General features: G+C 62.9%; 25 protein-coding genes and 1 pseudogene. 12 read left to right on the top strand and 14 right to left on the bottom strand.

What is annotated here, in order from left to right; genetic code table 11:
- Positions 1–447: 447 nt before the first annotated feature.
- From ACZ5R1_RS11725 to ACZ5R1_RS11695, 7 genes are all read right to left on the bottom strand, one after another.
- Positions 448–1,920, bottom strand: a complete 1,473-nt coding sequence (locus ACZ5R1_RS11725) for an ABC transporter ATP-binding protein (RefSeq protein ID WP_464712285.1) — start codon at positions 1,918–1,920, stop codon at positions 448–450.
- Entirely contained in the window at positions 1,917–2,738 is an 822-nt protein-coding gene (locus ACZ5R1_RS11720) for an ABC transporter permease (RefSeq protein ID WP_144953881.1), read from the bottom strand. Before ACZ5R1_RS11720 ends, ACZ5R1_RS11725 begins: the two co-directional genes overlap by 4 nt.
- A complete protein-coding gene (locus tag ACZ5R1_RS11715; protein ID WP_464712284.1) occupies positions 2,735–3,670 on the bottom strand; it encodes an ABC transporter permease in 936 nt (311 codons plus the stop codon). Before ACZ5R1_RS11715 ends, ACZ5R1_RS11720 begins: the two co-directional genes overlap by 4 nt.
- Positions 3,667–5,208, bottom strand: a complete 1,542-nt coding sequence (locus tag ACZ5R1_RS11710) for an ABC transporter substrate-binding protein (protein ID WP_144944968.1) — start codon at positions 5,206–5,208, stop codon at positions 3,667–3,669. The genes ACZ5R1_RS11715 and ACZ5R1_RS11710 overlap by 4 nt, the downstream gene beginning before the upstream one ends.
- Before the next feature lie 309 nt (positions 5,209–5,517).
- Entirely contained in the window at positions 5,518–6,120 is a 603-nt protein-coding gene (locus ACZ5R1_RS11705; RefSeq protein ID WP_288434856.1) for an EF-hand domain-containing protein, read from the bottom strand.
- Between the two features lie 101 nt (positions 6,121–6,221).
- Positions 6,222–7,280, bottom strand: coding sequence for an ATP-binding protein (locus ACZ5R1_RS11700; RefSeq protein ID WP_464712283.1), 1,059 nt, complete (start codon positions 7,278–7,280; stop codon positions 6,222–6,224).
- Between the two features lie 2 nt (positions 7,281–7,282).
- Positions 7,283–8,023: a response regulator gene (locus tag ACZ5R1_RS11695; protein WP_027602269.1), complete on the bottom strand. Its 741-nt coding sequence runs from the start codon at positions 8,021–8,023 to the stop codon at positions 7,283–7,285.
- A gap of 379 nt (positions 8,024–8,402) precedes the next feature.
- Here ACZ5R1_RS11695 and ACZ5R1_RS11690 point away from each other — a divergent pair, with 379 nt between their 5' ends.
- The 6 genes and pseudogenes from ACZ5R1_RS11690 to ACZ5R1_RS11665 all read left to right on the top strand — a co-directional run bounded on the left by ACZ5R1_RS11690 (position 8,403) and on the right by ACZ5R1_RS11665 (position 12,412).
- Positions 8,403–8,942, top strand: a complete 540-nt coding sequence (locus ACZ5R1_RS11690) for a sigma-70 family RNA polymerase sigma factor (protein ID WP_464712282.1) — start codon at positions 8,403–8,405, stop codon at positions 8,940–8,942.
- Positions 8,939–9,643 carry an anti-sigma factor gene (locus ACZ5R1_RS11685; RefSeq protein ID WP_115945674.1) on the top strand — a complete coding sequence of 235 codons (705 nt, stop codon included), beginning with the start codon at positions 8,939–8,941 and terminating at the stop codon, positions 9,641–9,643. Before ACZ5R1_RS11690 ends, ACZ5R1_RS11685 begins: the two co-directional genes overlap by 4 nt.
- 74 nt (positions 9,644–9,717) lie before the next feature.
- Entirely contained in the window at positions 9,718–10,281 is a 564-nt protein-coding gene (locus ACZ5R1_RS11680) for a fasciclin domain-containing protein (protein WP_241810281.1), read from the top strand.
- 237 nt (positions 10,282–10,518) lie between these two features.
- A complete protein-coding gene (gene lspA / locus ACZ5R1_RS11675) occupies positions 10,519–11,019 on the top strand; it encodes a signal peptidase II (protein WP_464712281.1) in 501 nt (166 codons plus the stop codon).
- A 5-nt stretch (positions 11,020–11,024) separates the two neighbouring features.
- A pseudogene (locus tag ACZ5R1_RS11670) lies at positions 11,025–11,636 on the top strand (phage late control D family protein); the annotation flags it as partial.
- A gap of 74 nt (positions 11,637–11,710) precedes the next feature.
- Positions 11,711–12,412: a hypothetical protein gene (locus ACZ5R1_RS11665; protein WP_464712280.1), complete on the top strand. Its 702-nt coding sequence runs from the start codon at positions 11,711–11,713 to the stop codon at positions 12,410–12,412.
- 828 nt (positions 12,413–13,240) lie between these two features.
- On the opposite strand, the gene ACZ5R1_RS11660 is transcribed toward ACZ5R1_RS11665, so the two are convergent.
- Together ACZ5R1_RS11660 and ACZ5R1_RS11655 are read right to left on the bottom strand one after the other, a co-directional pair.
- Positions 13,241–13,753, bottom strand: coding sequence for a DUF4113 domain-containing protein (locus ACZ5R1_RS11660; RefSeq protein ID WP_464712279.1), 513 nt, complete (start codon positions 13,751–13,753; stop codon positions 13,241–13,243).
- A gap of 57 nt (positions 13,754–13,810) precedes the next feature.
- Complete coding sequence (locus tag ACZ5R1_RS11655; protein ID WP_464712278.1) at positions 13,811–14,137, bottom strand: hypothetical protein; 327 nt, start codon at positions 14,135–14,137, stop codon at positions 13,811–13,813.
- Between the two features lie 122 nt (positions 14,138–14,259).
- Here ACZ5R1_RS11655 and ACZ5R1_RS11650 point away from each other — a divergent pair, with 122 nt between their 5' ends.
- The gene (locus ACZ5R1_RS11650; protein ID WP_464712277.1) at positions 14,260–14,625 is read left to right on the top strand and encodes a response regulator; all 366 of its coding nucleotides are present in this window, start codon (positions 14,260–14,262) and stop codon (positions 14,623–14,625) included.
- Between the two features lie 31 nt (positions 14,626–14,656).
- Complete coding sequence (locus ACZ5R1_RS11645) at positions 14,657–15,076, top strand: response regulator (RefSeq protein ID WP_340246888.1); 420 nt, start codon at positions 14,657–14,659, stop codon at positions 15,074–15,076.
- Between the two features lie 34 nt (positions 15,077–15,110).
- Here ACZ5R1_RS11645 and ACZ5R1_RS11640 read toward each other — a convergent pair whose 3' ends face one another.
- Positions 15,111–18,020, bottom strand: a complete 2,910-nt coding sequence (locus ACZ5R1_RS11640) for a PAS domain-containing protein (protein ID WP_464712276.1) — start codon at positions 18,018–18,020, stop codon at positions 15,111–15,113.
- Between the two features lie 658 nt (positions 18,021–18,678).
- On the opposite strand from ACZ5R1_RS11640, the gene dusA reads away from it, so the two are divergent.
- Positions 18,679–19,656: a tRNA dihydrouridine(20/20a) synthase DusA gene (dusA, locus tag ACZ5R1_RS11635; RefSeq protein WP_464713282.1), complete on the top strand. Its 978-nt coding sequence runs from the start codon at positions 18,679–18,681 to the stop codon at positions 19,654–19,656.
- A gap of 47 nt (positions 19,657–19,703) precedes the next feature.
- Positions 19,704–20,630 carry a transaldolase gene (gene tal, locus ACZ5R1_RS11630; RefSeq protein WP_027599427.1) on the top strand — a complete coding sequence of 309 codons (927 nt, stop codon included), beginning with the start codon at positions 19,704–19,706 and terminating at the stop codon, positions 20,628–20,630.
- Between the two features lie 12 nt (positions 20,631–20,642).
- On the opposite strand, the gene rssC is transcribed toward tal, so the two are convergent.
- Positions 20,643–21,125, bottom strand: a complete 483-nt coding sequence (rssC, locus tag ACZ5R1_RS11625; RefSeq protein ID WP_007158388.1) for an anti-sigma factor antagonist RssC — start codon at positions 21,123–21,125, stop codon at positions 20,643–20,645.
- The gene (rssB, locus tag ACZ5R1_RS11620) at positions 21,122–22,306 is read right to left on the bottom strand and encodes a two-component system response regulator RssB (RefSeq protein WP_007158389.1); all 1,185 of its coding nucleotides are present in this window, start codon (positions 22,304–22,306) and stop codon (positions 21,122–21,124) included. The genes rssC and rssB overlap by 4 nt, the downstream gene beginning before the upstream one ends.
- A 204-nt stretch (positions 22,307–22,510) precedes the next feature.
- On the opposite strand from rssB, the gene ACZ5R1_RS11615 reads away from it, so the two are divergent.
- Positions 22,511–22,810, top strand: a complete 300-nt coding sequence (locus tag ACZ5R1_RS11615; protein WP_027602250.1) for a PilZ domain-containing protein — start codon at positions 22,511–22,513, stop codon at positions 22,808–22,810.
- A gap of 57 nt (positions 22,811–22,867) precedes the next feature.
- Here the strand turns inward: ACZ5R1_RS11615 and ACZ5R1_RS11610 are convergent, their stop codons facing one another.
- Positions 22,868–23,494 carry an MlaA family lipoprotein gene (locus tag ACZ5R1_RS11610; protein WP_376781520.1) on the bottom strand — a complete coding sequence of 209 codons (627 nt, stop codon included), beginning with the start codon at positions 23,492–23,494 and terminating at the stop codon, positions 22,868–22,870.
- Between the two features lie 217 nt (positions 23,495–23,711).
- Here ACZ5R1_RS11610 and ACZ5R1_RS11605 point away from each other — a divergent pair, with 217 nt between their 5' ends.
- Complete coding sequence (locus tag ACZ5R1_RS11605; RefSeq protein ID WP_007158392.1) at positions 23,712–23,981, top strand: DUF4404 family protein; 270 nt, start codon at positions 23,712–23,714, stop codon at positions 23,979–23,981.
- Here the strand turns inward: ACZ5R1_RS11605 and queF are convergent, their stop codons facing one another.
- Positions 23,982–24,809 (bottom strand): NADPH-dependent 7-cyano-7-deazaguanine reductase QueF, encoded by an 828-nt coding sequence (gene queF / locus ACZ5R1_RS11600; protein ID WP_108582870.1) that lies wholly within the window; start codon positions 24,807–24,809, stop codon positions 23,982–23,984. It lies immediately after the preceding gene.
- Positions 24,810–24,816 lie beyond the last annotated feature (7 nt).

The raw sequence follows: 24,816 nt of genomic DNA, 5'->3' as shown, positions 1-24,816 counted from the left end.
GCGCTCTTTCACTCAAAATTCAAATTTGGACATTTGAGACACCAAGGCTTTTAGCGCCAACAGCCGCTGACAACCAACTAGCACTGACGATAAAAAGCGGACGTATTATAAGAATGCCTTAATTGAACAGTGGAAACTTACGAACTTCGCAGTGGACGCCCCAACCAAACAAAGATCGACTAAAAACCTGGATCACGTCGCCCAGTGGTTGTGCCGCCAACCGAGATTCCGCTCTAACTGACCCAAAGCGCATTACCGGCAACTTGCAATAAAGTAATACCAAGTTGAATCTGCGGCGCTCGAAGCAGGGTGTGGCCACCTCCTGCCCGCTACCCAGGGCTGTTAGTCACGGCCGTTGCACGCAACACGCGACTGTGGCCGCCGGGTGTCAGGAGGCGCTCTTGGCTGGGAGGGTGAAGCCGGCGCCGAGGGATGCCGGCGAAAACCCTATTCCTGAGCGGTGGAGACCACCTCCATCACCCTGGAACGGGATTGCCGATCCACCAGACTCCGCGCAAGCGCCGGATCTGCCAGATGGATACGCCGATCGGCGACGGCATTCACCAGGTCCTCGTCATGGCTGACCAGGAGGATGGCGGTTCCGGATTCATCGGCGGTTTCAACCAGCAGCTCGATCATCTCCTTCTGGGTGATGAGATCCAGCCGCGAGCTGGGTTCGTCGGCGAAGATCAGCGCCGGATCGAGCAGGAGCACCCGCAGCAGGGAAAAGCGCTGCAGCTCACCGCCGGAAATGTTGCCGGGCAGTCGATCCAGCAGGCGCTCGTCGAGGCGCAGGCGCCGCATCAGCCGACCGATGCGCGTCGCATCCAGCCGATGCAGTCGCACCAGATCCGTTAGCAGTTGGCGGATGGTCACCGAAGGCGCGAAGGCGGCCACGGGATCCTGGTGCAGCTTCTGAAAGGCGAAGCGACCGAGCCCCGGCTGACGGCGGATCGTCCCGGCGCCGGGTGTGGCCAGGCCGAGCAGGATGTCGCCCAGGGTCGACTTGCCACAGCCCGACGGCCCGGTCACGCCGAGGATTTCCCCGGGCCGGACGGTAAAGGACAACTCCTCGAACAGCTGCCTGCCACCGCGCTGGGCGGCGAGCCCTTCCACCGCGACCACGGCTTCGCCGGTAAGGGGCCGCGACGGACGTCTTGGCCACCGCGCGGGATCGGCGGCCAGCAGCTGGCGGGTATAGGCATGCTGCGGCTGGCCCAGCACCTGCTCGGCCGGACCGGCTTCGATGACCCGTCCCTTGAGCATGATCATCACCTCGCCACCCAGCCGGCGCGCCACTTCCAGGTCGTGGGTGATGATGAGCAGGCTGCCGCCTTCGGCGAGCATGGCCTTGAGCAGGTCGATGACCTCGTCGATGCGGTCGCGATCCAGCCCCTTGGTGGGCTCGTCGGCGATCAGCACCGGCGAGCCGCCGGCATGGGTGGCGGCGAAGGCCAGGCGCTGGGCCATGCCCCCGGACAGCTGGAAGGGATACTTGCGCTCGGCGCCGGCCAGGCCCAGCCGCGCCAGATCCGCGCTGGCCCTGTCGCGGGCTTCGGTCCGACCGATGCCCACCACCTGGGTATAGGTCTCGGCGATCTGGGACAGCGCCCGCATGGTCGGGTCCAGGCTTAGCCAGGGCTCCTGGGGCAGCACCGCGAGCCCCCTGCCCCAATGCGTCCGGCGACCGCTCTGGCGGCCTTCTTCGCTGAAGCCGTCCGCCAGGCCTATCTGCCCGTGGGCCTCTAGCCCCGCTGGCAGATTGCCGACGACGCCCTGGGCGAACAGGCTCTTGCCCGAGCCGGTCTCGCCGATGATCGACAACACCTGACCCGGCGCCAGGCGGATGGACAGCGGTTCCACCAGCTGGGTATCAGCGGTACGGATCTCCAGCGCCGTGGTGGTGAGCAAGGCGGTCATGGCTTGCGGCCTCCGGTGATGAGCAGCAGCGACAGCACGGTCAGGAAGATCGCCAGGATCGGCAGGGCGATCACCCGCGGTGCCTCGGCATAATAGGGCAGCAACTCGGTGATCATCAGTCCTAGCTCGGCGGTGGGCGGGCGTACGCCGATGCTGACGAAGCCCAGAGCGGCGATGGCCATGATGGTCGAAGCCGCGCCAAAGGCGGCGATGGTCAGGAGCACCGGCGCCAGCTGCGGCCAGAGATGGCGGCGGACGATGTAGACGGGCCCGAAGCCCAGCAGCCCGCTGGCGGCCACCGCCGGCGAGGCCAGCACGGTACGCGCCAGCGCCCGGGTCATGCGGAAGTACTCCACCCAGAGCACCAGGGCCACAGCGCTGTAGAGGGCGACGAAGGAGCCGGGAAACACCGCGACGATCAGCAGCACCAGCAATAGGCCCGGCAGGGCCAGGAACAGCTCGGCCAGGCCGCCCAGCAGCTTGTCGACCAGCCCGCCCTTCCAGGCGGCCAGGATGCCCAGCAGCACGCCGGGAATGGCGGCGGTGCAGACGCTGATGAAAGCCAGGCCCAGCGAGAAGCGGACGGCGACCGCCAGCCGCGCCAGCATGTCGCGACCCAGGTGATCGGTGCCTAGCGGATAGGCGCTGCTGGGCGCCGCGAGGATCGCCGCATAGTCCTGACGGGCGATGTCGCCCGGCCAGAGCAGCGGAGTGAGGAAGGCGAAGGCGATCAGGGCCGCCAGCAGACCCAGGCCGAGCCCACGCGCGGAGGATTTGACCGGAGGCGCCGCCGAAGCGACGGTAGCGTCGAGATTCATGAGGCTCTCCCACGCGGATCGATCAGGTGGTTGGCAAGATCGACCAGGGTATTGAGGATGGCGAACAGCAGCCCCATCGCCAGGGCGGTGCCCTGCACCATGGGCACGTCGCGCTGGACGATGGCGTGGACCAGGCCGTGGCCGATGCCCGGCCAGGCGAACAGCGTCTCCACCACCACCACGCCTTCGATGAGATACACCAGCTGCACGCCCAGGTAGGTCACCACCGGCACGCCGATATTGCGCAGGCCGTGGCGCAGGAAGACGCCGGCGCCTCTCAGGCCCTTGAGGCGGCCGAAGCGGTAGTAGGCGGATGCGGCCACCTCCACCGTGGCATCCCGGGCGACCCGCGACGACACCGCAGCCAGCCCCAGCGCCAGGGTCAGCGTGGGCAGGACGCTGTGCCAGAAGGTACCGTGGCCGGCCGCCGGAAACAGTTGCCAGGAGATGGCGAACAGCAGCACGAAGATCACGCCCAGGACGAATTGCGGCAGCGCGCGGATCGCCGTGGTCAGCACCAGCAGGCCGCGGTCCAGCAGGCCGCCCGGGCGCAGACCGGCCATCACGCCCAGCGGCGGACCCAGCAGCAGCGACAGGCACACGGCGCCGATGGCCAAACGGATGGAGCTGCCCAGTTCGTGGGCGACGACGTCCATCACCGGCTTGCCGGAGACCAGCGAGTGACCGAGATCCAGGGTCAGCAGATCGCCGATCCAGGCGAAGAAACGCCACAGCAGCGGCTGATCCAGATTCAGCTCGGCCCGCACCGCCTCGGCCGCGGCGGTATCCACCAGGTCATAGCCGTAGCGTCCGGCGGCGATGCGGTAGGCGGCATCGCCCGGCAGCAGGTTCATGAACAGGAAGGTGAGACCGCCCACCAGCAGGGCGACCAGGCCCGCCTGCAGCAGGCGAAAGGCGAGCAGCCGGGTCATTGGGCCCACCGCAGCGTGCTCAGGCCAAAGGTGCGCTCGAAGGGATCGATGGCAGCGCCTTCGACGGCATTGGAGACGGCCATCGTCTGGCGGTACCACGCCACCGGAATCACCGGCAGGTCCTTTTGCACCTGGGCCATGGCGGCATAGCGCTGACGCTGTTGCTCGGCTGGATCATCGCTAGCCAGTAAGGCGGCCATGGCCTGGTCGAAGGCCTGATTCTTCCAGCCCAGAGGGCCCCATTCGGCGCCGCCATGGCTGAAGTCATTGAGCAGAGTGACCAGGGGATCCGGCACCAGGGCGAAGTTGCGGCCATAGAGCGCCAGTTGCAACGACCCATCGTTGTGCGCGGCCGGGATGGCGCTGGAGTTCTGCACCGCGACCTCCACGTCCACACCCACCTCGCGCAACTGTGCCTGCAGGGCGGTGGCGATCAGCGGCAGCTCGGGTCTGTCGGAATATGTCAGCAGCTTGAGCCTGAGTGGCGTGCCGTCCTTTTGCAGGATGCCATCGGCGCCGGGGGTCCAACCCTGCCCCGCCAGCAGCTTGCGTGACGCCGCCGGATCGTAGGCGAGCGGCGCCAGCGCGGGGTCGTGCCAGGCGGGCACGTTCTTCGCGAACAACTGGGTCGCCCCGGTGCCCGGCGCCCGCAACACGGCGGCAGCGACGCCGTCGCGCTGGATGGCCAGGCTGAGCGCCTGCCGGACCTCGACCGGCGCCGTGGCACCAGCGCCGGAGTTCGGGGTCAGCAACACCACCCGCGGGACTGGCTCGATCAGCACCTTTAGGCTGCTGGAGCGCTTGAGGCGGGCGATGCTGGGCGGGTCGAGCTGGAACACCAGCTCGGCATCGCCGCTCTCGGCCATCAGGGTGCGGGTCTCACCGCGGCCGGCGGCCAGGTAGGTTGTCCGGGCGATCTCCGGCTTGGCGCCCCAGTAGCCTTCGAAACGTTCGGCGGCCAGGCGCTGCGGCGGTTCCAGCAGGGTCAGCCGGTACGGCCCCGTGCCGATGATCTTCTGCACCTTGCCTTCGGCGTCATAGGCGGCCGGCGCCAGAATATTGGTGGAGGAATGCGCCAGCAGTGCCAGCAGGGGCTTGAAGGGTTTCGCCAGCCGGATCACCACTTCGTTGCCCTCGGCGATGACCGACTCGATGCCCGCCTGCTTGAGCACCCCCGGCTTGCCCCGCGCCGCATCGAGGGCAGCCGCCGCGGCCTTAGCCGTGAGCGCGCTGCCGTCATGGAAGGTCACCCCCTGGCGCAGGCCAAGCCGCCAGGTCAGGCCATCTGCGGATTCCGTCCAGCGCTCTGCCAGTCCGGGAATCGGCTTACCCTGGGCATCGGCTTCGAGCAGGGTCTCGGTGATCTGCATGCGCTGGAAGACGAAACCGGAAATCGACGGGTCCAACCCACCGATCTCGAAAGGGCCGACTACGTCGAAGACGCGTTCTTCAGCGCTGGACAGCGGTGGCACGAAGGCAACCAGGGTCGCCAGGGCCGAAGCGGTCAGCACCAGGCGAAGGGAGCGGGATACAGGCATGACAGTCCTTAGCAGAGCGAAAGCGCCGATACCCGCCGCCGACAGCTGGGCATCGGCCAAGCCAATGAAGGCGCACGTTATATCATAACGTTTTCGTGAGAATCCAAGGCCAGCTGGTGATGGCAACATCTTGAAACAGCTGGAGATTTTGCTGAGGAGCTTCGTCAGAGAGTGACGCCGAATTTACCTGGCCGAAGGCTCGGGTGAGCGCCATTGGAGGCATGCGGAGTCATGCAGGAAGTCGAGTGCAGTCTGAGTGCATGGACCGGACGGCCCCTGGCCGCCCTGCCCTGCACTACCGATCTTTGCTCAGGCGGCCACGTTCAAGGTGCTGCCCGCGGCAGTGCTGCTGCCGTTGCTGCCGATGCTCTGGTACTGGCGCAACACCGCCTGGACCAGTTGCGTGTAGGGGCTCGACGCGTCCTGAGTGCTGGAATCGGCCTCGCTGTCCCCTTGCCCGCTCGCCCCCTGCGGTGGCGGTGGCGGCGGCATGCGCGGAGGCGCTGAACCGCCCAGGCCGGCGATGCTGGAATCGCTGGAATCGCTGGATTCTTCGGTGCCCCTCTGCCCCTGAGGCCCACCCGGCGGCGGCGCGAAGGCCGAGGCGAATTCGCTTTCGCCGACGCTGCCATCGCCATCCTGGTCGAGCATGCCGAGCAGCTTGTCGACGTCGATATCCCCGCTCTCGTCGGTATCCGTCTGGGTATCGCTCGCCGCGCTGGCGGCGGTGGTGAGTTCGCTCTTGCTGATGGAGCCGTCGCCATCGCTGTCGAGCTTGCCGAACAGCTTCTTCAACGGATTACCGTCTTCGCTGCCGCTGACGCTACTGCCGGACGCTGTCGCGCCAGTGCCTTTGATCGCGCTGGCACTGCTGTAGTAGCTGGAGTAGCCACTGCCTATTCCGCTGATCATGGATGTCTCTCCTGGGAAATGCGGACATCAGTGTTCCGCACCTCCCAGTATCCGCCGCGTAGATGTCGGCCGTTTGGTCACTTTGTATGCCAGGCGATACATCAGGGGCGTGGCAGCACCACCTGGCAGGTCAGGCCGCCGCCGGGGGTTTCGCCGAGGGTCAGCTCGCCGCCCATGTGCGCCGCCGCTTCCCGGGCGATGGCCAGCCCCAGCCCGGTCCCGCCAGAGGATCGGTTGCGCGACCCCTCCAGGCGATAGAAGGGTTCGAACACCGCTTCCCGATACTGCGCCGGTATGCCCGGCCCGCGGTCGAGGATGGAGATGATCAACCGCTCCGGCTGCTCGCTCAGGCGGATCTCTGCCTGGCCGGCGTAGCGCAGGGCATTCTGCAGCAGATTGCCCAGGCAGGAGCGCAGCGCCATGGGCGCCACCTTCAGCGGCTGGCAGCTACCCTTGACGGCGACCTGGGCGCCCTCCTCGGCCGCGTCTTCGGCCATGGCCTCGACCAGCGCCTGAACGTCGCAGAGGATGGGCCGCTCCTGGCGGTGCTGTTCGCGCAGGTACCTCAGGGTGCCATCGAGCAACTCGATCATGTCGTCCACGTCCTGGCTGACCCGGGCGTGCAGGCGCGGATCGTCGATGTCCTCGATGCGCAGCTTCACCCGCGCCAGGGGCGTGCGCAGGTCATGGGAGATGGCCGTGAGCATGCGCCCGCGCTGCTGGAGCTGTTCGAGCAGGTGCTGGTGCATGCGATTGAGCGCCCGTGCGGCCTCGCGGGTCTCCCAGGGCCCGGTGACGGGAATGGGCGAACCGTCGAGGTTGTGACTCAGGTGCTCGGCGGTCTCGGTCAGCTGGCGCAGCGGCCGGGTCAGCAACCGCGCCCCGAGCCAGGCGGCGATCACCAGCGAGCCCAGCTGGAAGATCAGCGGGCCGCCGAGAAACCACTCGATGTGCCGCCAGAAGCCGGGTTCCCGGTGCGGGAAAGGTCCGGGCGGCGGTGGCCGATCGAAGCCGGCCTCGCCCTCCATGGGCGGCGGCGGGGGTGGCGGTCGCTCGCCGAGGCCATGCCGAAACCAGAAAAAGGCCAGCAGATGGCCCAGCAGGATGGCCAGCAGAAAGACCGCGAACAGGCGGGCGAACAGGGTATCCAGGCGGCGCACGGCTAGTGCCCTATCTGCCTGGCATCGAACAGATAGCCTTCGCCGCGCACGGTCTTGATCAACTGCGGCGCCCGCGGGTCATCACCCAGCTTGCTGCGCAGCCGCGACACCTGCAGATCGATGCTGCGATCGAAAGCCTCGATCGCCCGCCCGCGGGTCGCATCGAGCAGTTGCTCGCGGCTCAGCACCTGGCGCGGCTGCTCGATGAACACCCACAGCAGCCGTACCTCGGCATTGGACAGGGGCACCATCACCCCGGCGGGCGAATGCAGCTGGTGCAGGACGCCGTCGAGCTTCCAGCCATCGAAGCTGACACTGGTCCGCGGCGCCTTGCGCTGGGGCACGCGGCCATCCTGGGTCCGCCGCAGCACCGACTGGATCCGCGCCACCAGCTCCCGGGGCTCGAAAGGTTTGGCCATATAGTCGTCGGCGCCCAGCTCCAGGCCGATGATGCGATCCGCCGGCTCGCACTGGGCGGTCAGCATCAGGATGGGAATGCCGCTGTCGCGCCGCAGCGAACGACAGAGGGAAAGCCCATCCTCTCCCGGCAGCATCAGATCCAGCACCACCAGGTCGAAGGCCTCCTCCGCCAGCGCCCGACGCATCTCCAGGCCATCACCCACCCCGCGGGCATTGATGCTGAAGCGCGCCAGATAGCCGCAGATCAACTCGCGGATCGACGGATCGTCATCCACCAGCAGGATGCGCGAGGTCCAGCGCGGGGATTCGGATGACAGCGACATCGGGGCTACCTGAACAGTCGGACGATCTGGACGTGCATGCTAGCCGCTCAGCCTGCAGGGCAGCTACGGCCTGGCATGTAGGATTGTGTAAAGGTGGTCAAGAGCCGGATACGGAGCCAGAGCCTGCCAGGCAGCCAACCACCCGCAGTCGAGACGCCGTAGGCGCACGACGATGATCGCGATTGCGAAGCCATTCGTTCGATGGTACATCGGACCCAGCGCCCGTCGCCCTGCAGAGGGCTGGGGAGTGAAGCTGTCAGGACTCGCGCTTCAGCGCTCAGCGAAACGCGGCCCTTAGCGAACAAAAACAAAAACTGCCGTGCCTCCTTTCGGAACGCCATCCTTGACGAGCAGATCAGCCGCATCGGCCAGCCCTGAAATGAACCCGGAGCCCGTCGCGCTCAATGTCCTGCTGCAGGCCTGTGGCCAGGGCAATCGCCTGGCCTTCGAAACGCTCTACCGCGTGACCTCGAGCCGGCTGTTCGGCGTATGCCTGCAGTACGTGGGCGATCGTGCGGAGGCGGAAGAGGTCCTGCAGGAGGCCTATACCGCCATCTGGCTCAAGGCCGGCACCTTCGACGCCACACTGTCCAGCGCCCTGACCTGGATGGCGATCCTGGTGCGCCACAAGGCCATCGATCGCCGCCGTGCCCAGCGTCGGCACGAGCCGCTCGACAGCCTGGCTGAGTGGCCGGCAACCCAGTCCGTCGCCGAAGACTTCGAAGCCCATCGCCAGCGTCGCCAGATCGATCTCTGCCTGAAAACCCTGGGCAAGGACCAGCAGACCTATATCCGGGTCGCCTTCTTCGAGGGCTATTCCTATGCCGAACTGGCCGCCCGCCACCGCATCGCGCTCGGCACGATGAAAAGCTGGATTCGGCGTGGCCTCCTGCAACTGCGAGCGTGCCTGGGCCTATGAACGACGACATCCCTCCTAACGACCGGCACGCGCTGCTCATCGCGGAATACGCCCTTGGCGTACTGTCCGCCGAAGAACGCCTGGAGGTGGAAAAACTCGTGCGGCGGGAGCCTGCTTACCAGACGCAACTGGCGGCCTGGCAACGGCATTTCGCCGACTGGCTCGATGAATTTCCGGTCGTCGAGCCGCCAGCCCACGTCTGGCACGGTATCCAGCAACGGCTGTTCCCGACGGAGCGACCGGCACTCGAGCCGACCCGCCGCTGGAACAACCCGCGCCTGTGGCGCTGGACGACCGGGCTGGCACTGGCCGCTGCCCTGGTGCTGGCGCTGCTCGTGCTGCTGCGCCCGGTCCAGGTCGCGACGCCCGCCCTGCTCGCCCGCCTGGAACAGAGTAACGGCAGCCTGGCATTCAGCGTCACCTTGCAGGCGAACGGCCGGCAGCTGCTGTTCGTGCCCGCCAGCAAAGCGGATTGGCCAGGCAGGAGCGCCGAGGCCTGGATCATCACGGCGGATGGCAAACCCCATTCGCTCGGTCTGCTCCAGGACGCCACGGCCGTGACCCTGGCCGTACCCGCGGGACTCGCACCGGCACTAACGCCTGGAGCGGTACTGGCGGTCTCCCTTGAACCGCGAACCGGCTCGCCGACCGGCGCGCCCACGGGACCGGTCATCGCCCAGGGAAAAATAATCGCGCTGTGATGCATCCGTTTGCCGGGCCGCTCCGTACATTCATCACCCTCATCCGGAGGGCTGAAGAACTCAGGAGACGTACCATGCACACCTTGCTCAAGCGCATCGCCATCGTAGCCAGTCTCGCGATCCTAGGTGCCACCGCCCCGCTCAGCTTCGCCGCCGATACCGTCATGGTCGGCGGCGCGCCCATGTACCCGTCCAAGACCATCGTCGAGAATGCGGTCAACTCCAAGGACCACACCACGCTGGTGGCGGCCGTCAAGGCGGCCGGTCTGGTCGACACCCTCAACGGCAGCGGTCCCTTCACCGTCTTCGCGCCGACCAACGAAGCCTTCGCCAAGCTGCCGGCCGGCACCGTCGATACCCTGGTCAAGCCCGAGCACAAGGCCGACCTGACCAAGATCCTCACCTACCACGTGGTGCCCGGCACCCACACCGCCAAGCAATTGATGGCCGAAGCCAAGATGCATGGCGGCATGACCAGGCTGAAAACCGTCCAGGGCGAGGACCTCACCGTGAAGCTGCATGACGGCAAGCTCTGGCTGGTCGACGCCAAGGGCGGCAAAGCCGCCGTCACCATCGCCGACGTGATGCAGTCCAACGGCGTGATCCACGTTGTCGATACCGTGCTGATGCCGAAGTAACGGGCAGGCGGCGTGCGGACACCGCTGAGGGTGTCCGCTTTTTACTTGGTATCAACCCGCGGGGCGGTTACCTCTTCCGGTCGCAAGCAATACCAGACCGCATTCTGACTATCAGCTGCGCGAGACGCGACCGGACCCTCCGCCTCTTGGATGCTCGACGAAATACCCATCTTCGAAGCTAAAAGGCAGCTTCGATGCGATCATGCCGCTGGCTAACGTACATAGATGGAGATTTCGATGAAGCGGAGCACTTGGACCCTCTGGGCTGTTATAGGGGCGGGACTGGCATTCGTAGCGGTAGACCAACTGATCAAGCTCGCTGCGTTGGCTCAGCTTGCAGCAATTTCCTATCGAATTGGCATCTCTAGCCTATGGATGGATGTGGTCCTGAGTCTGAATCCTGGCGCCTTCCTCAGCGTCGGTCAGGATCTGCCACCGACAGTGAAATCAGTGATCTTCCTTTGCGGGCTGGCAGCGGTGGCAGGCGTTATCTACTGGGCACTCTCGCGTTGGAAGCAGTCCCCAGGTCGCTCGGCGGCTTTATACCTGATCGCTCTCGGAGGCGGTTCAAATCTCATCGATAGATTCTTTCGCGATGGCCACGTCGTCGACTACCTGGTCCTGAACCTCGGCTCACTCCATACGGGCGTTTTCAACCTCGCAGACGTAGCGATCATGGCAGGCGTGGCCTACCTGGCCCTGTCAGGATTTTCGAAAGAACAGAAGGCGCTAGCCTGATCTGCCGGGATAGTGACCAGCGCTGCTACCTGCAGGCTGATCGCGAGCGCTACGACGCCATGCGCGCCTTCCACTACGACGTCCACAGCGCCAAGAAGCAGGAGGCCGTCGCCGGCGGTGGCGAGAACGTGAAGGACCTGCGCCACACCTACGCCGACGAGCTCTCCGCGCTGCGTGCCGCTCGGGCCGAGTGGAACCGCCTGCAGCGCGGTACCGCCACCCTCACCTACCAGCTCGCCCTGGGCAGGCCTGAGCTCATGCCCGAGCTCACCTACACCCTGCAGGGCGTGAAGGCCGAGATCGACGCCATCATCTGGTACGGGGGGAACGTGCAGCATAGCCTCACCGCGGACGGCGGCTACACCACGCGCCTCGAGCTGGAAGCCAAGCTGCCCGAAGACTTGGTCGCCGACCTGGTCGACGAGATCTCGGGCGACTACACCGGCATCATCGCCTACTACCGCGATCCCAAGACCGGTAGGGAGCACACGCTCACCGAAGGCGACCAGAGCAAGCCAAGGCGGCTGCGGCATCTGTACGCCACCAAGGCGACGGCGAAGCGGGCGGTGGAGCGGGAATGGTTTAAGCTCAATGGCGTAATGACGGCATCCTCCTAAGGCGGCCTAACCTAGTCTCTACTCCGGACTTAACGGCCAATCACTAAAACCCAGTCAATAACTACGATACAGCGATGAATAGACTCGAATTATCCACTTTAGTGTCCAGCTGCCTGTCTTCTCCAAGCACTGTGTCTTGGGATGCTGTCAGTGCAATCAGCACGGCATTTACGGGCTTGGTGGCCTTGCTCGCCTTAATAGCTGCGATTGCAGGACTCGACACTTGGAAAAAGCAGTCACTCGCGACGGAAAGACATCAGCTAGCAAAGCGCTTAATCCAGAATCTTTACCGGCGAAAATTGGCGATAGAGACAATAAGAAATCCGTTCAGCCAGCACGACCTATCCAAATACATGTCTCCTGAAATAGACCCAAAAAGAAGATTGTGGCTAGCATCCATAGACGAAGCAAAGAATCGCTTTAACAAGCTCGAAGAGCAAAAATCTGCGGCTCAGCCCGACCTGCTAGAGGCAGGTCTAATACTTTCAGAATCGACGACACAGACCCTGAGAGAATTTGAAGAACTTGAAAAAACACTAATCAAAAATATGAATACTCATCTGGAAGCGACGCGCCCTCCACCCAGCGATGACTTTCCTGATGACTACTATGATGAGGACCACATCAAAAGCCTTAACGAAAACGGCAGGAACATAGAAAGAAGACGAATAATATTTGGCGCAGGGGGAGCACGCGACGAGTTCAATAATCAAATAGAAAGAGCATATGCGGCATGTGTTGATGAGCTAAAAAGAAACCTTATAAATCGCGGTTAATGAATGCGAATAAATCGAAGAACCGATATAGTATTTAATTGACCTCTCAAGCTCCTATCTATCATTCTGACAAGCTCGTAAAGAAACCACCACTCAAATATAGATGCCTGGCGCACACCATGACAAAAGAAGATCAAATCAGTCATCACCGACAGCTAGCAATCACTTATCTCCCGAACCTAATTAAAGACCACGCCTTCTTTTTAGACAAAATATTATATGAATGCCACGAAACCCTTAGTGCCTGGAAAAACAATCAGAGCGCCAGAGGCAATGGCGAAATTAATGCATATTTTCCGCATACATATCCAGCTTCCAAACCATAAAAGATACCAGCTCACTGGCATCTAACAAGGAAATCTCCTGGAAATGTCTCTTAGGAGAGCTAGGTAACTTTATTTACAGCCTGAGAAACGCTGTAACTCATAACGGCATGTCTATGATAAATTTCTGGCTTGACGGCCAGTTCTTCTTTCCGACCAGTTTTTTTCGTCTAAATCAGAGAAAACAGCTAGAAGAGGTGATCTGCCTGCCTGACGAGATTTCAAGCATATGCAGAAAGGCATCAAACACTCTTGCAAAAAACCTCTTATGCATTTTTTCCGAGCTTGACCTAGACACTTCAAAGGCAAGAGCTCTAGAGACACGAAATAACTTAGTCACTATGGCTTCAGACACTAGAATAGATCCAGAAACCAGAAAGATATTTACTGAGTTCTCTAACATGAAGAACCTCCTCGTAATAGACGAAGAGGACCAGCTACTTGAAACTCTTAGAACGCTAATTAGAGTCACAGAACATAACAAAAGCTAGCACGCCCTCTCAGCCTACACCGCTTCTGGCAACTCTCCCCACCGAGTCGTATACCCTCGCGACAACAGCTCCCGCCGCATCTGCCACCCTAGATCGGCGGGCACCCGCCCCACATGCAGCGCCGCCCGCCCGTACCGCGCGTTGATCCGCTCCACCACCTGCATCAACTCGCTCGGGCGCCCCTGCCTGGCCGGGGCGAAGAGGTCCGGCGTGTACTCGTCGGTCTGCACGATGCTGCCCAGCACTACGGCGCACTTCGAGTAGGCGTAGCCCTCGCGGTAGATAGGATCCAGGCCAGCCAGGGCGGCCTGCACCAGGATGCGGGTGTCGTCGGTCGGGTGCGCCAGCTGAATGCCCAGGCTGCGATAATAGCGGCGGTCCTCGGGCTCGTGCTGGCCGGTCTGGACGCTCACCAGCAGCGTGGAGCACAGCGATCCCTGCTCACGCAGCTTCTCGGCCGCCCGGGTCACGTAGGTGGCAATGGCTTCGCGCAGCGCCTCCAGGCAGTAAACCCGGTGGCCGAACATCCGCGAGCTCACCTGCAAAACGGCGCAGACGCGGACGATTGGACGAGCACAAATCCTCTACAACGCGCCGAGCATCCCAAGGCGGCTGAACTGGGCCTGATAGAGGCGATCGAGCACCAGGAACACACCGTCCAGGTCTTCGCGAGCCAGGACCTCCAGATCGCGAAGCGCCGCCAGGTACGCACCTGCACGCCCATGGTGAAGGTCCAACGATGCAAGGTCGCTTGCTCGCTGAATGTCATTGAGGAGCGAAGTCACAGGCGCTTCGACTTTTTGATTCGGAAAGGGAAGATCAGCAGACACGTTTACAGTCGGAAGGATGGTGGAGCGGAAAATGGTATCAGCGCCGATCCCAGGCAATCGTTTCTGGAAAGCGCCATTCATCGCCTACTGGTCACACCACGTAAACGCTCCCTGTCGCACCTGTTAGCCCGGTCGTCAGGCGGGTAAAACCTTGCCGAATCGTCTCGCTCTTAGTATTCCAGCAAGACATTTATCGTGGCGTGATGAACAACCAGCTCCAGATCCTGCTCGTGGAAGACGAGCCCCTCGTCCGGGAATTGATGAAGGACGTATTGAGCGATCTGGGCAATGGCGTGATCGAATGCGACTGGGCCGACGCAGGGCTTGCGTGCCTTGAATCAAACGCCGATAACATCGCCCTCCTGGTCACCGATATCCTTACCCCAGGCAGTCTGAACGGCCACCAGCTCGCTCAGATCGCTTCTCTGCGCTGGCCCAACTTGAAGGTACTCATCACCTCGGGCTACGCGGATGCCAGTACCCACCGTTTGCCACCCAACGCCACCTTCGTAGCCAAGCCCTGGTCGTATCAGCAGCTTGAGGACGCAGTACGCGCTATCATGCAGTAGCAGCAAGGCCTCTGTAAAAGCGAAGCTGTTAATGCTGATTATTGATACAGTCCGTCCTTTACTCACGGCTGGTCTTGGTCTGATGCTGAATTTGACGTCCTTTCGGGTTGCCGTGGTCGAAGACGACCCGATGTTGGGCCAGATTCTGGAAGACCTGCTCGAAGAGCGTGGCGCTTGCTGCACGAAATATCTGACCGCCGACGATGCACTGGTAGCCCTTCTGCGCAGCGGGCAACCCGATCTTTTCATCACCGACCACCTGGTACCTGGACAGTTGACCGGCGGCGACTTGGCCAACCTGCTCATCAGCCGCTGGCCAACGCTGCCAGTCATTATCACCACTGGCTACGGCTTCGAGATCCAGGCCGATCTCCCTTCCAACGTGGTTTATCTCCAGAAGCCTTGGATGCCAGCCGCCTTGGAGTCCGCGATAGCCCAGGCGCTGAGCTGAGCTGAGCTGAGCAGCGCACTGTCCGGCTGAACGGCTAGTTGCCCAGCAGCCGATCAACTCGAGCAGCAAAGGCTTCAACGGAAAAGGGCTTCGCCAGCACCTCCATACCTGATCCGAGCTGACCCTCGTCTTGGAAGGCCGTATCGGCGTAGCCGGTGACAAAGAGTACCTTGAGCGCCGGGCGCACCGCCCGCGCAGTCTCGGCCAATTGCCGACCATTCATGAGACCCGGCAGGCCCACGTCCGTTATCAACAGATCGATCCGGCCATCAGCATTCAAGATCTCCAGCCCGCCCGCACTTCCTGACGCCTCGAGCGTGGTGTAGCCCAGGTCCCCGAGGATCTCGGTGGCCAGCATCCGCAGCACCGGCTCATCCTCAACGACCAGCACCACCTCACCGCGCCCTTTCTTTTCCGGCTCTGCTGCTGTCTCACCGAGGCAATCACTCGCCGGGTCATGCTCATTGCACCGCGGCATGTACAAGCACATGGTCGTGCCTTCACCTGGGGTCGAATCGACCGTGATCCAGCCGCCGGACTGCTTGGCGAAACCGTAGATCATCGACAGGCCTAGCCCGGTACCCTCTCCGACCGGCTTGGTCGTGAAGAACGGATCGAAGATGCGACTCAAGAGCTCAGGGGGCATGCCGGTCCCGGTGTCGATCACACACAAAGATAGGTAATCACCTGGATCCAGATCCAGATTCTCGGCGGCGGGATCCTCGAAGTGGTGATTGGCGGTCTGGATGGTAATGCGGCCCCCGCCAGGCATCGCGTCCCGCGCGTTGATGCAGAGATTGAGCAGCGCGTTCTCCAGTTGGGGCGGATCGATCCGCGCATGCCAGAGCTCGGGTTCGGCGACGACCACGAGTTCGATCTCCGGACCCACCGTGCGGCTGATGAGGTCAGCCATATCCGCCACCAGTGCATTGACGTCCGTCGACCGCGGATCGAGCGCCTGCCGGCGCGAGAATGCCAGGAGGCGATGCGTCAAGGCAGCCGCCTTGCTGGAGGCGCCCAGGGCCGCGCCAATATAGCGATCCAGGTCTTTCAGCCGTCCCTGGTTGAGCCGCATTCTGAGCAGCTCCATGGCGCCATTGATGGCCGCCAGCAGGTTGTTGAAATCGTGTGCCAGGCCGCCGGTGAGCTGGCCCACTGCTTCCATCTTCTGGCTCTCGCGCAAGGCGTCCTCGGCAGCGGCCAAGGCCACCGCCTGCTCCTTGTCTTCGGTGATATCGCGTCCCACCGCAATAATGACGCCCTCCCCGGCCTGTGCGGTCCAGGAGATCCACCGGTAGTCACCGCCCTTGCGGCGATAGCGATTCTCGAACCCGGTGAATCGCATACCGTGCTCAATTACATCTATTGCACCCTGCTCTGTATGAGCGATGTCGTCAGGATGAATAAGGTCGAAAAAGCTCACGTCTATGAGCTCCTCTGGCAACCAGCCAAGGATCTCGCTCCAGGCCGGATTCGATCTGATGATGCGTCCCTCAGCGTCGGCTACCAGCATGAGATCGCCAGAGAGCCGCCAGAGACGATCACGGTCACGGGTCCGCTCGGCGACCTGCCCCTCCAGCGACGTTGCGAGCTGACGGAGTTGCCGCTTTGATCGCCGTCTTTCTATGGTCGCTTGGGCGAGCTTTGCCACGTCTGAGATGAAATTCAGCTCGTCCTCAGACCAGACGCGTGGCCGATCATTGTTGACGAACAAGACGGCTTCCAGCTTGCCCCCGTCGAAGAGCGGTATGTTGGCCAGTGCCGACACGGCTACCTCAGCAAAGGCCGCAGCACCGCGCCGGGTGCGAGGGTCAACGGCGACATCGTTGACCACGATCGCCTTACCCTCGTCGAGCCCGGTTAAGGCCTCGCCGTAGCTGTTCAGAAAATGTAGACCGGCGCCGGAGGGAATCCCCGGCGCCGTCCAATCGCGCTCAATGACCAGCGTCAGCCCACCCGGCTGGATGACCCCATAGCCGACTCGGCTCACCCCCAAGGTACGACCAGTGATCTCCGCCGCGAGATAAGCGATATCGGCGGCACTGTCGAAGTCATGTTGCCGAGTACTCAGCTCGATCAGCGCGGCACGTTGAGCATCGCGGTGCTTCCGTGCAGTGATATCGGAAAACAGCACGGCAACCTGGTTGGGTGCCTGCTGCCCCAGGGGATAGGCATAGACGTCGTAGTGCCGATTATTCAGTGACGAGGCCAGGTGCTCGAAATGCACGGCCTTACCGGTAGCCAACATCTCGGCGTACCGCTCGGCCCAGGGAGACTCACCCTGAGGCGCCAGTTCACCCATCCAACGCCCGGTGATATCGGTCAGGCCCGTGATCTCGCCGAACGCCTTGTTCACCTTGAGGAAACGATAGGCCTCCGGTGCGCCCTGGTCGTTGCAGCGGACCTCGACGATGCAGAAGCCGATGGCAATGGCGTTGTAGAGGTTGCGGTAGTTCGCCTCCTGCTCAGCCACCTCCAGCTCGTTCAGCTTGGCCTGGGTGATATCGCGTGACACGGACAGGATCCGCCGGGGCTGACCAGCCTCATCGAAGATGGGTGTGACCTGAACATCCCACCATTTCGCGTTGCCCTTGAACGTCTTGGCCTCGCCTTGAAAGCGCCCCGTCCGCCCTTCACGCCCCGCCTGTAGCGCCCGCCTAGCATCCTCGTGCCCCTCACCCTCCCAGAAGTTCGGCCAAGGGCAGCCCTTGATCGAATTGAAGTCACTGACCTCCATCAGCGCCTGCCCGCCGTCGTTCATGTAGGCAACCCGTCCCTCAAGATCGAGAACCTTGATGCAGTCCCCTGAGGCAGCCAGGACGCTGCGCAGAAACGCGGAATCCGCCTTGTATTGTTCCGCGGCTGCAAGCTCGTGACGGAGGCGATCGATTTCAGTGGTAAGCGCGATAAGGGTTTGATAAGAGGTATTGGTTAGGCTGGTCATTAAGAGGGGCATGGGCAGGGAAGGATGACGCGCGGATTATCCGGCAGGACCGTGTTCACTTCCTGCGCGAGACGACAGATGGCGATACCGTCATACGAATGGCGAAGTCGCACTGCGCGACAGCGAGGCCCTGGAGACTCACATAACAGCAGGGGCCGACATGCGCCAAGACGTCTGACGGAGCCATCCATGACCAACCCTGGAAGCCTCCTTGCACATCCCCTCGCTGCTGCCGCGCCACAGCCATGACAGGCACGAACGGCAGCAACAACGGTGACCCGATCAGTCCCAAAGGAAATCACCTCACACGGGCAAGACGGTCCCAGTTACAGTGCAATCCTGCAGTCATAGCTGGCTCCCACCCCGTTAGTCACTTCAACCGCTCTCTGGCCAAGCCAGGACCGTCCCCGCCCGCTCAGCACCCGCGATTCTTGATAGACTGTTTCCCTCTCGCGGCGCAGTCGGATCAGGGCATAAACATTCACGCCCTGGCGCCTTCCCGCCGTGCCATCCTTCCCGTCTGCCGCCGAGCTCTATACGTTTTTTCCGAGTGCTTAGATTCAGCATTGAGCCAGGAAAAGCACGCTGAAACCGGGCAGAACAGTGCTACAAACGAAGTTTCCAGATGCTTGCCGAAACCGCCCTACCCCCAGCAACCATGCGCCCTGAGCCGTCCCGCCGCTTTTCCGTGGCGCCCATGATGGATTGGACGGACCGCCACTGCCGCTATTTCCATCGCCTGCTGTCCCAGCACGCCCTGCTCTATACCGAGATGGTCACCACCGGCGCCCTGCTGCATGGCGACGCCCAGAGATTCCTGCGTCATGACGAAACCGAGCATCCCCTGGCGCTGCAGCTGGGCGGCAGCGTGCCGGCCGAACTGGCCGCTGCGGCGCGGCTGGGTGAGCAGGCGGGGTATGACGAGATCAACCTGAACGTCGGCTGCCCCAGCGACCGGGTGCAGAACAACATGATCGGCGCCTGCCTGATGGCCTATCCCGAGCGGGTGGCCGACAGCGTCAAGGCGATGCGCGATGCCGTGGCCATCCCGGTGACGGTCAAGCACCGCATCGGCATCTCCGGGCGGGACAGCTACGACGCCCTGCGGGACTTCGTCGGCCAGGTCGCCGAGGCCGGTTGCCGCAGCTTCACCGTGCACGCGCGCATCGCCATCCTCGAAGGGCTGTCGCCCAAGCAGAATCGCGAGATCCCGCCGCTGCGCTACGACGTGGCCGCGCAGCTGGTGCAGGATTTTCCGGATCTCGAATTCATCCTGAATGGCGGCATCAAGACCCTGGACACCTGCCGCGAGCAGCTGGAGGTGTTCGAAGGGGTGATGCTGGGTCGCGAGGCCTATCAGAATCCCTACCTGTTGGCCGAGGTGGACGCGGCGCTCTACGGCTGCGACCGTCCGCAACAGACCCGCCACGACGTCATGCTGCAGCTGCGGCCCTATGTCGAGGCGCATCTGCAACAGGGGGGGCCCATCCACCACGTCACCCGCCATATCCTCGGCCTGGCGCAGGGGTTTCCCGGCGCGCGGCGCTTCCGTCAACTGCTGTCCACCGATCTGCATCGCAGCCCTGAACCGCTGCGCCTGTATGACGAGGCCACTGAACTTCTCAGGGGCCACTGAGTCACGTCTCCACGATGTCCATTCGCTAACCGAAGGAAAGACCTGCCATGAGCAAGCTGGAACAACTCAAGCAATACACCACGGTCGTCGCCGATACCGGCGATCTGGACGCCATCGCCCGCCTCAAGCCCTACGACGCCACCACCAACCCCTCGCTGCTGCTCAAGGCTGCTGCCCTGCCCCGCTACGAAGAACACCTGCAGGCCGCCTTCAGCGGCGCCAATGGCGACATCGGCCTGGCCTGCGATCGCTTCGCCGTGGCCGTCGGTGGCGAGATCCTCAAGCTGATCCCCGGTCGCATCTCCACCGAGGTGGATGCGCGCCTGTCCTTCGACACCAGCGCTACCCTGGATCGCGCCCACCGCCTGATCGAACTGTACGAGAAGGCCGGCATCGGCAAGGATCGCGTGCTGATCAAGATCGCCTCCACCTGGGAAGGCATCCGCGCCGCCGAGCAACTGGAGAAGGAAGGCATCCAGACCAACCTGACCCTGCTGTTCTCCTTCGCCCAGGCCGCGGCGTGCGCCGACGCCGGCGTATTCCTGATCTCGCCCTTCGTCGGTCGCATCTACGACTGGTACAAGAAGGCCGAAGGCCGTGACTACGAAGGCGCCGAAGATCCGGGCGTGAAGTCCGTGACCCGCATTTACCAGTACTACAAGGCCAATGGCTACGACACCGTGGTGATGGGTGCCAGCTTCCGCAACCTGAACCAGATCGAGCAGCTGGCCGGCTGCGACCGCCTGACCATCAGCCCCGAACTGCTGCAGCAGCTGTCGGAAGCCCAGGGCGACCTGCCGCGCGTGCTGACCGCCGACAGCAAGGGTGGTGAGCCCAAGCAGCAGCTGAACGAGGCGGCCTTCCGCTGGGCGCACAACGAAGACGCCATGGCCACCGAAAAGCTGGCCGAAGGCATTCGCCAGTTCGCGCGCGATCAGGAAAAGCTGGAAGTGCTGCTGCCCGGCAAGCGCTAAGAGCTGACGCGGTCAGTGCCTTTCGAGGGCACTGACCAGATCGCGAAAGGCATTGCGGTTGGATTCATTGAGGCCCATCAACACCCGATGGGCTTCAAGCACGCGACTGCGCACCTCGGCTTCGGACTGGTCCTGCGGTGGCAGGTCGGTCAGGCAATCCGGGCAAGGCAATACGGTCTCGACGATATTGAACACCTGATCGAAACCCATGGAATCCAGCAGGCGCAGGATGTCCGGGTTGTTGGTGGTCAGCATGGGCAGCAGCCCGATGCGCTGCCGCGACAGGATCGACAGCTTGGCCAAGAGGCCCAGGGTGGTGCTGTCGATGCTCTGCGTCTCGGTCAGATCGATGACGATGGACGAGAAATTCAGCGACGAGAAGATGTGCTCGATGGTCGCGTCCAGCGCCGAGCAGAGGGTCAGACGCACCTCGCCGGTAAACTTCAGGACGAAGGTGCCATCCTGCTCGGCAAATTGGATTTTTCCGGTGCTCATGCCAGGTTCCTGCTCAACACCAGCAAAGCGATATCGTCGGGCATCTCGGTGACGGATGCCAGATCCAGGGCTTCGCTCAGGCCTGCCAGTGTACCGCCGGCGCGGCGGACGTAGTCGGGCAAGCTGTGTTCTTTCTCTTTCAAATTGTCTCCCGGCAGCAGGTCGAAGATGCCATCCGAAAAGAGGGTCAGGCTGAAACGCTCGGGCAGATCCATCTGGTGGTCATTGTAGGTCGCCTCCTGGAACAAGCCGACCGGCAGCCCCTTGCCGACCAGGAACCGCGTTTCTTCCGGGGTATGCAGGACCGGCAAGGGCAGATGGCCACCGATGCTGTACGCCAGGGTACCCGTGGTTTCGTCGATGACGCCACCCAGCATGGTCACGTGCTTGCCCAATTTGCAATCCAGTAGACCCCTGTTGATGTGACCGAGCACATCCGAGGGCTTGAATTCGGGCAGGGTGCCGTTGCGCTTGGACTCGTAGAGCAGGCGCGTGGTCATAAACTTGAGCAGCACGGTCACGAAGGCCGACGAGGCGCCATGGCCGGAGACGTCGGCCAGGTAGAAGGCGACGCGGTGCTCGTCGATGCGAAAGTAGTCGACGAAATCGCCGGACAGATACAGCGACGGGATGATCTCGTGGGCGAAGTTCAGCCCCTCGGTTTCCCAGGGCGTCACCGGCAGCATGTTCATCTGCACGTGGCGTCCGGCGTTCTGGTCTTCCTGCAACAGGCTCAGGCTGGCCTGCAGCTCGCGATTGGTGTTTTCCAGCTTGACCCGGTAGCGATCGTTTTCCAGGCGCAGGCGGGCGCGATCCAGGGCGCGGTTGACCGAGTGCTCGAGCACCATCAGGTCTTCCAGCGGCTTGATCAGGTAATCGGCGGCGCCCAGGCGCAGGGCTTCCACGACGTCGCTCATGACGCCGGCGCCGGACAGCACCAGCACCGGCGTATCGATGGACAGCTCGCTGATGCGGCGCAGCAGCGTCAGCCCATCGACCTGCGGCATGCGCAGATCGCAGATGATCAGGTCGGGCTGTTCGCGCTCGAACATTTCCAGGCCCTGCTGGCCATTGCTGGCTTGCAGGACATTGAAGCCACTGTCTTCGAGATAGTCGGCGAGACTGAGGCGAACCACCTCGTCATCGTCAATGATCAAGAGCGTGGCAGGCGAATTAGACATAGAGGATCCAGGCATGCACCCGAACGGCAAACCGGCGGACAGGATCCGACACGGGCCACGGTGATTACGACACGGCGGAGACACTACTCCCATCCACCGGGGCGTTCAAGCTTGCCAACCGGATGGAATTTCTTTACAGGGTGCCTTTATGGAGTTTATACCTCCAACAAACCGCCTTCCATCCTCCCAAGCAGTAGGATTGCCATGAGTACCATCGACCGTTCTTACAGTGAGAAGCGCGATTTCATTCGCATGCACGTCGACTCCAAGGCCGTATTGAAGGTCGGCGACGCCTCCTTCGAGGCGCGCTGCGTCGATCTGTCCAGCACCGGTTTCCAGATCGAGGCCGCCACCCGCCTGCAGGTCGGCGACAAGGTGACCGTGCTCATCCCCTCCAACCACGCCGAACTCCCCGGCCTGGAAGCGGACGCCGAGGTCCTGCGGGTCCAGGCCACCGATTCGGGCAAGCAGCTGCTGGGCCTGTCGGTGCTGGAAATGCGCTAGGCGCCCTTGCCAACAAAAAAGGCAGCCTCAGGGCTGCCTTTTTCATTGGGGCCGGGACTAGAAGTCGTCGACCACCTGGCCATCCTTGACCTTGAACTCACGGGTCTGCAGGTAGGCGTTGCGAATGAACACGTACTTGTCGCCAGTGATCAGGCGCTCGGCCTGCAGCAGACCGGCGCGGGTGTCGACGGTGCTGAGGGCGAAGGCACTGTTGCGTACGGCGACATCGTCCACGTAGGGATAGGCGCTGGTGTAGCTGTCCGGGATGCGACCGAGGCCGTCACGCACGCTGCTGGGGCCGAAGAACGGCAGGACCAGGTAGGGACCGCTGCTCGCACCCCACTTGCCCAGGGTTTGGCCGAAATCTTCGTCGTTGCGCTGCAGGCCGGCCTTGGTGGCCACGTCGACCAGGCCGAGGCCACCCAGGGTGGTGTTCATCAGCAGGCGCGCGGTATCGACCCCGGCGTGCTCGACCTTGCCTTGCAGCAGATCGTTGGCCAGGTTGCGCACATCCCCCAGGTTGTTGAAGAAGTTGCTCACGCCGGTCTGCACGAAGCCGGGCGTGAAGCGCTGATAGCCTTGGGCGACCGGCTTGAGGGCATAGGTGTCCAGGGTATCGTTGAACACGAAGATCTTGCGGTTGAAGCCTTCCCAGGGATCGGGATTCTCGGCTTCGGCCGCCATCGCCTGACCGGCAAACGTCAGGGCCGTTGCAAGGAGCGCTCCCCAGACCCTGGAACCACGTCGCTCGACCGTCATCGCTTCTCTCCTCGTTGAACTCAGACGCCTGAAAGGCGCCGATTATAGTCATAGCTTTGCCAGTTTGGCTTAGGGCCAGGCTCAGACACTCGATCTTTGACCCAACGTTGCGGTCAAAGAGTCCGGACACAGGAGAAACGCCATGACCACCTCTCATCTGCAGGAACAACTCGACCACCTCCGCCACCAGCTGGACCAGGACCCACCCGCCTCGCCCGAGGACCGGGAGGAACTGGAACTGCTGATCCGGGACATCGAATTCCAGCTGGCCAACGAAGATGCCACCCATACCCGGGATGGCAGTCTGGTGGAAGGCGTCAATCTGGCCGTGGAGCGCTTCGAGGTCAGTCACCCAACCATGGCCGGCACGCTCCGCTCGATCATGAACAGCCTGAGCAGCATGGGCATCTGATCACTGCCGAACGTAACGCTCCGCGGCGGGCTGGATGGCGTCACTGCTTCGGTAGGGATTGATGTCCAGCCCGCCACGCCGCACATAGCGGGCGAACACGGTCAGCTTCGCCGGCTTGAGCAGCCGCCACAGATCCAGATAGATGCGCTCGACGCACTGCTCGTGGAAATCCGCATGCTGGCGGAAGGCGACCAGGTAGCGCAGCAGACTCGCCGCCTCCAGTGCCAACCCCTCTTCGTAATCGATCACCACGGTGCCCCAGTCCGGCTGACCGGTGACCGGGCAATTCGACTTGAGCAAATGGCTGTAAAACCTCTGACTATCCCGGGCTCCACCCACGCTTAGCAGATCCGCCTGCGGGTGGGCGTAGCGATCCAGGCTGATATCCAGCTCATCGACGCACTGGCCATCGGGGCGTTGCACACCACGGGCCGCCCAGTCGTCCAGCGACACCAGGCTGACACCGACGGTCCCCCCGGCAGCGGCGCTCAGGTCCCTGACCAGCACGGCTTCGACGTCGGCCAGGGTGGCGAACGCCGACTGGTTCAGGGAATTGAGGTAGAGCTTGAAGGACTTGGACTCGATGATGTTCGGCGAATCGGCGGGAATGGCGAATTCGCCGATGGCCACCACCGGCTTGCCGGACGGCAGCAGCCAGGACAGCTCGTAGCAGGTCCAGATGTCCACGCCGCGAAACGGCAGGCCCTGCCCGTCCAGCCCCAGCTCCGCCCACTTGGGCGCCCGCGGGATCGGATACAGCAGCTCCGGGGCATACTGGCTGACGTACTCGGTGCTTTTGCCCAGGGGCGATTGTTCTACGCTATGCATGACGCTC

It is taken from the genome of Pseudomonas sp. Pso3 (assembly GCF_055393275.1).
This window is presented reverse-complemented; position numbering and strand designations above follow the sequence as displayed.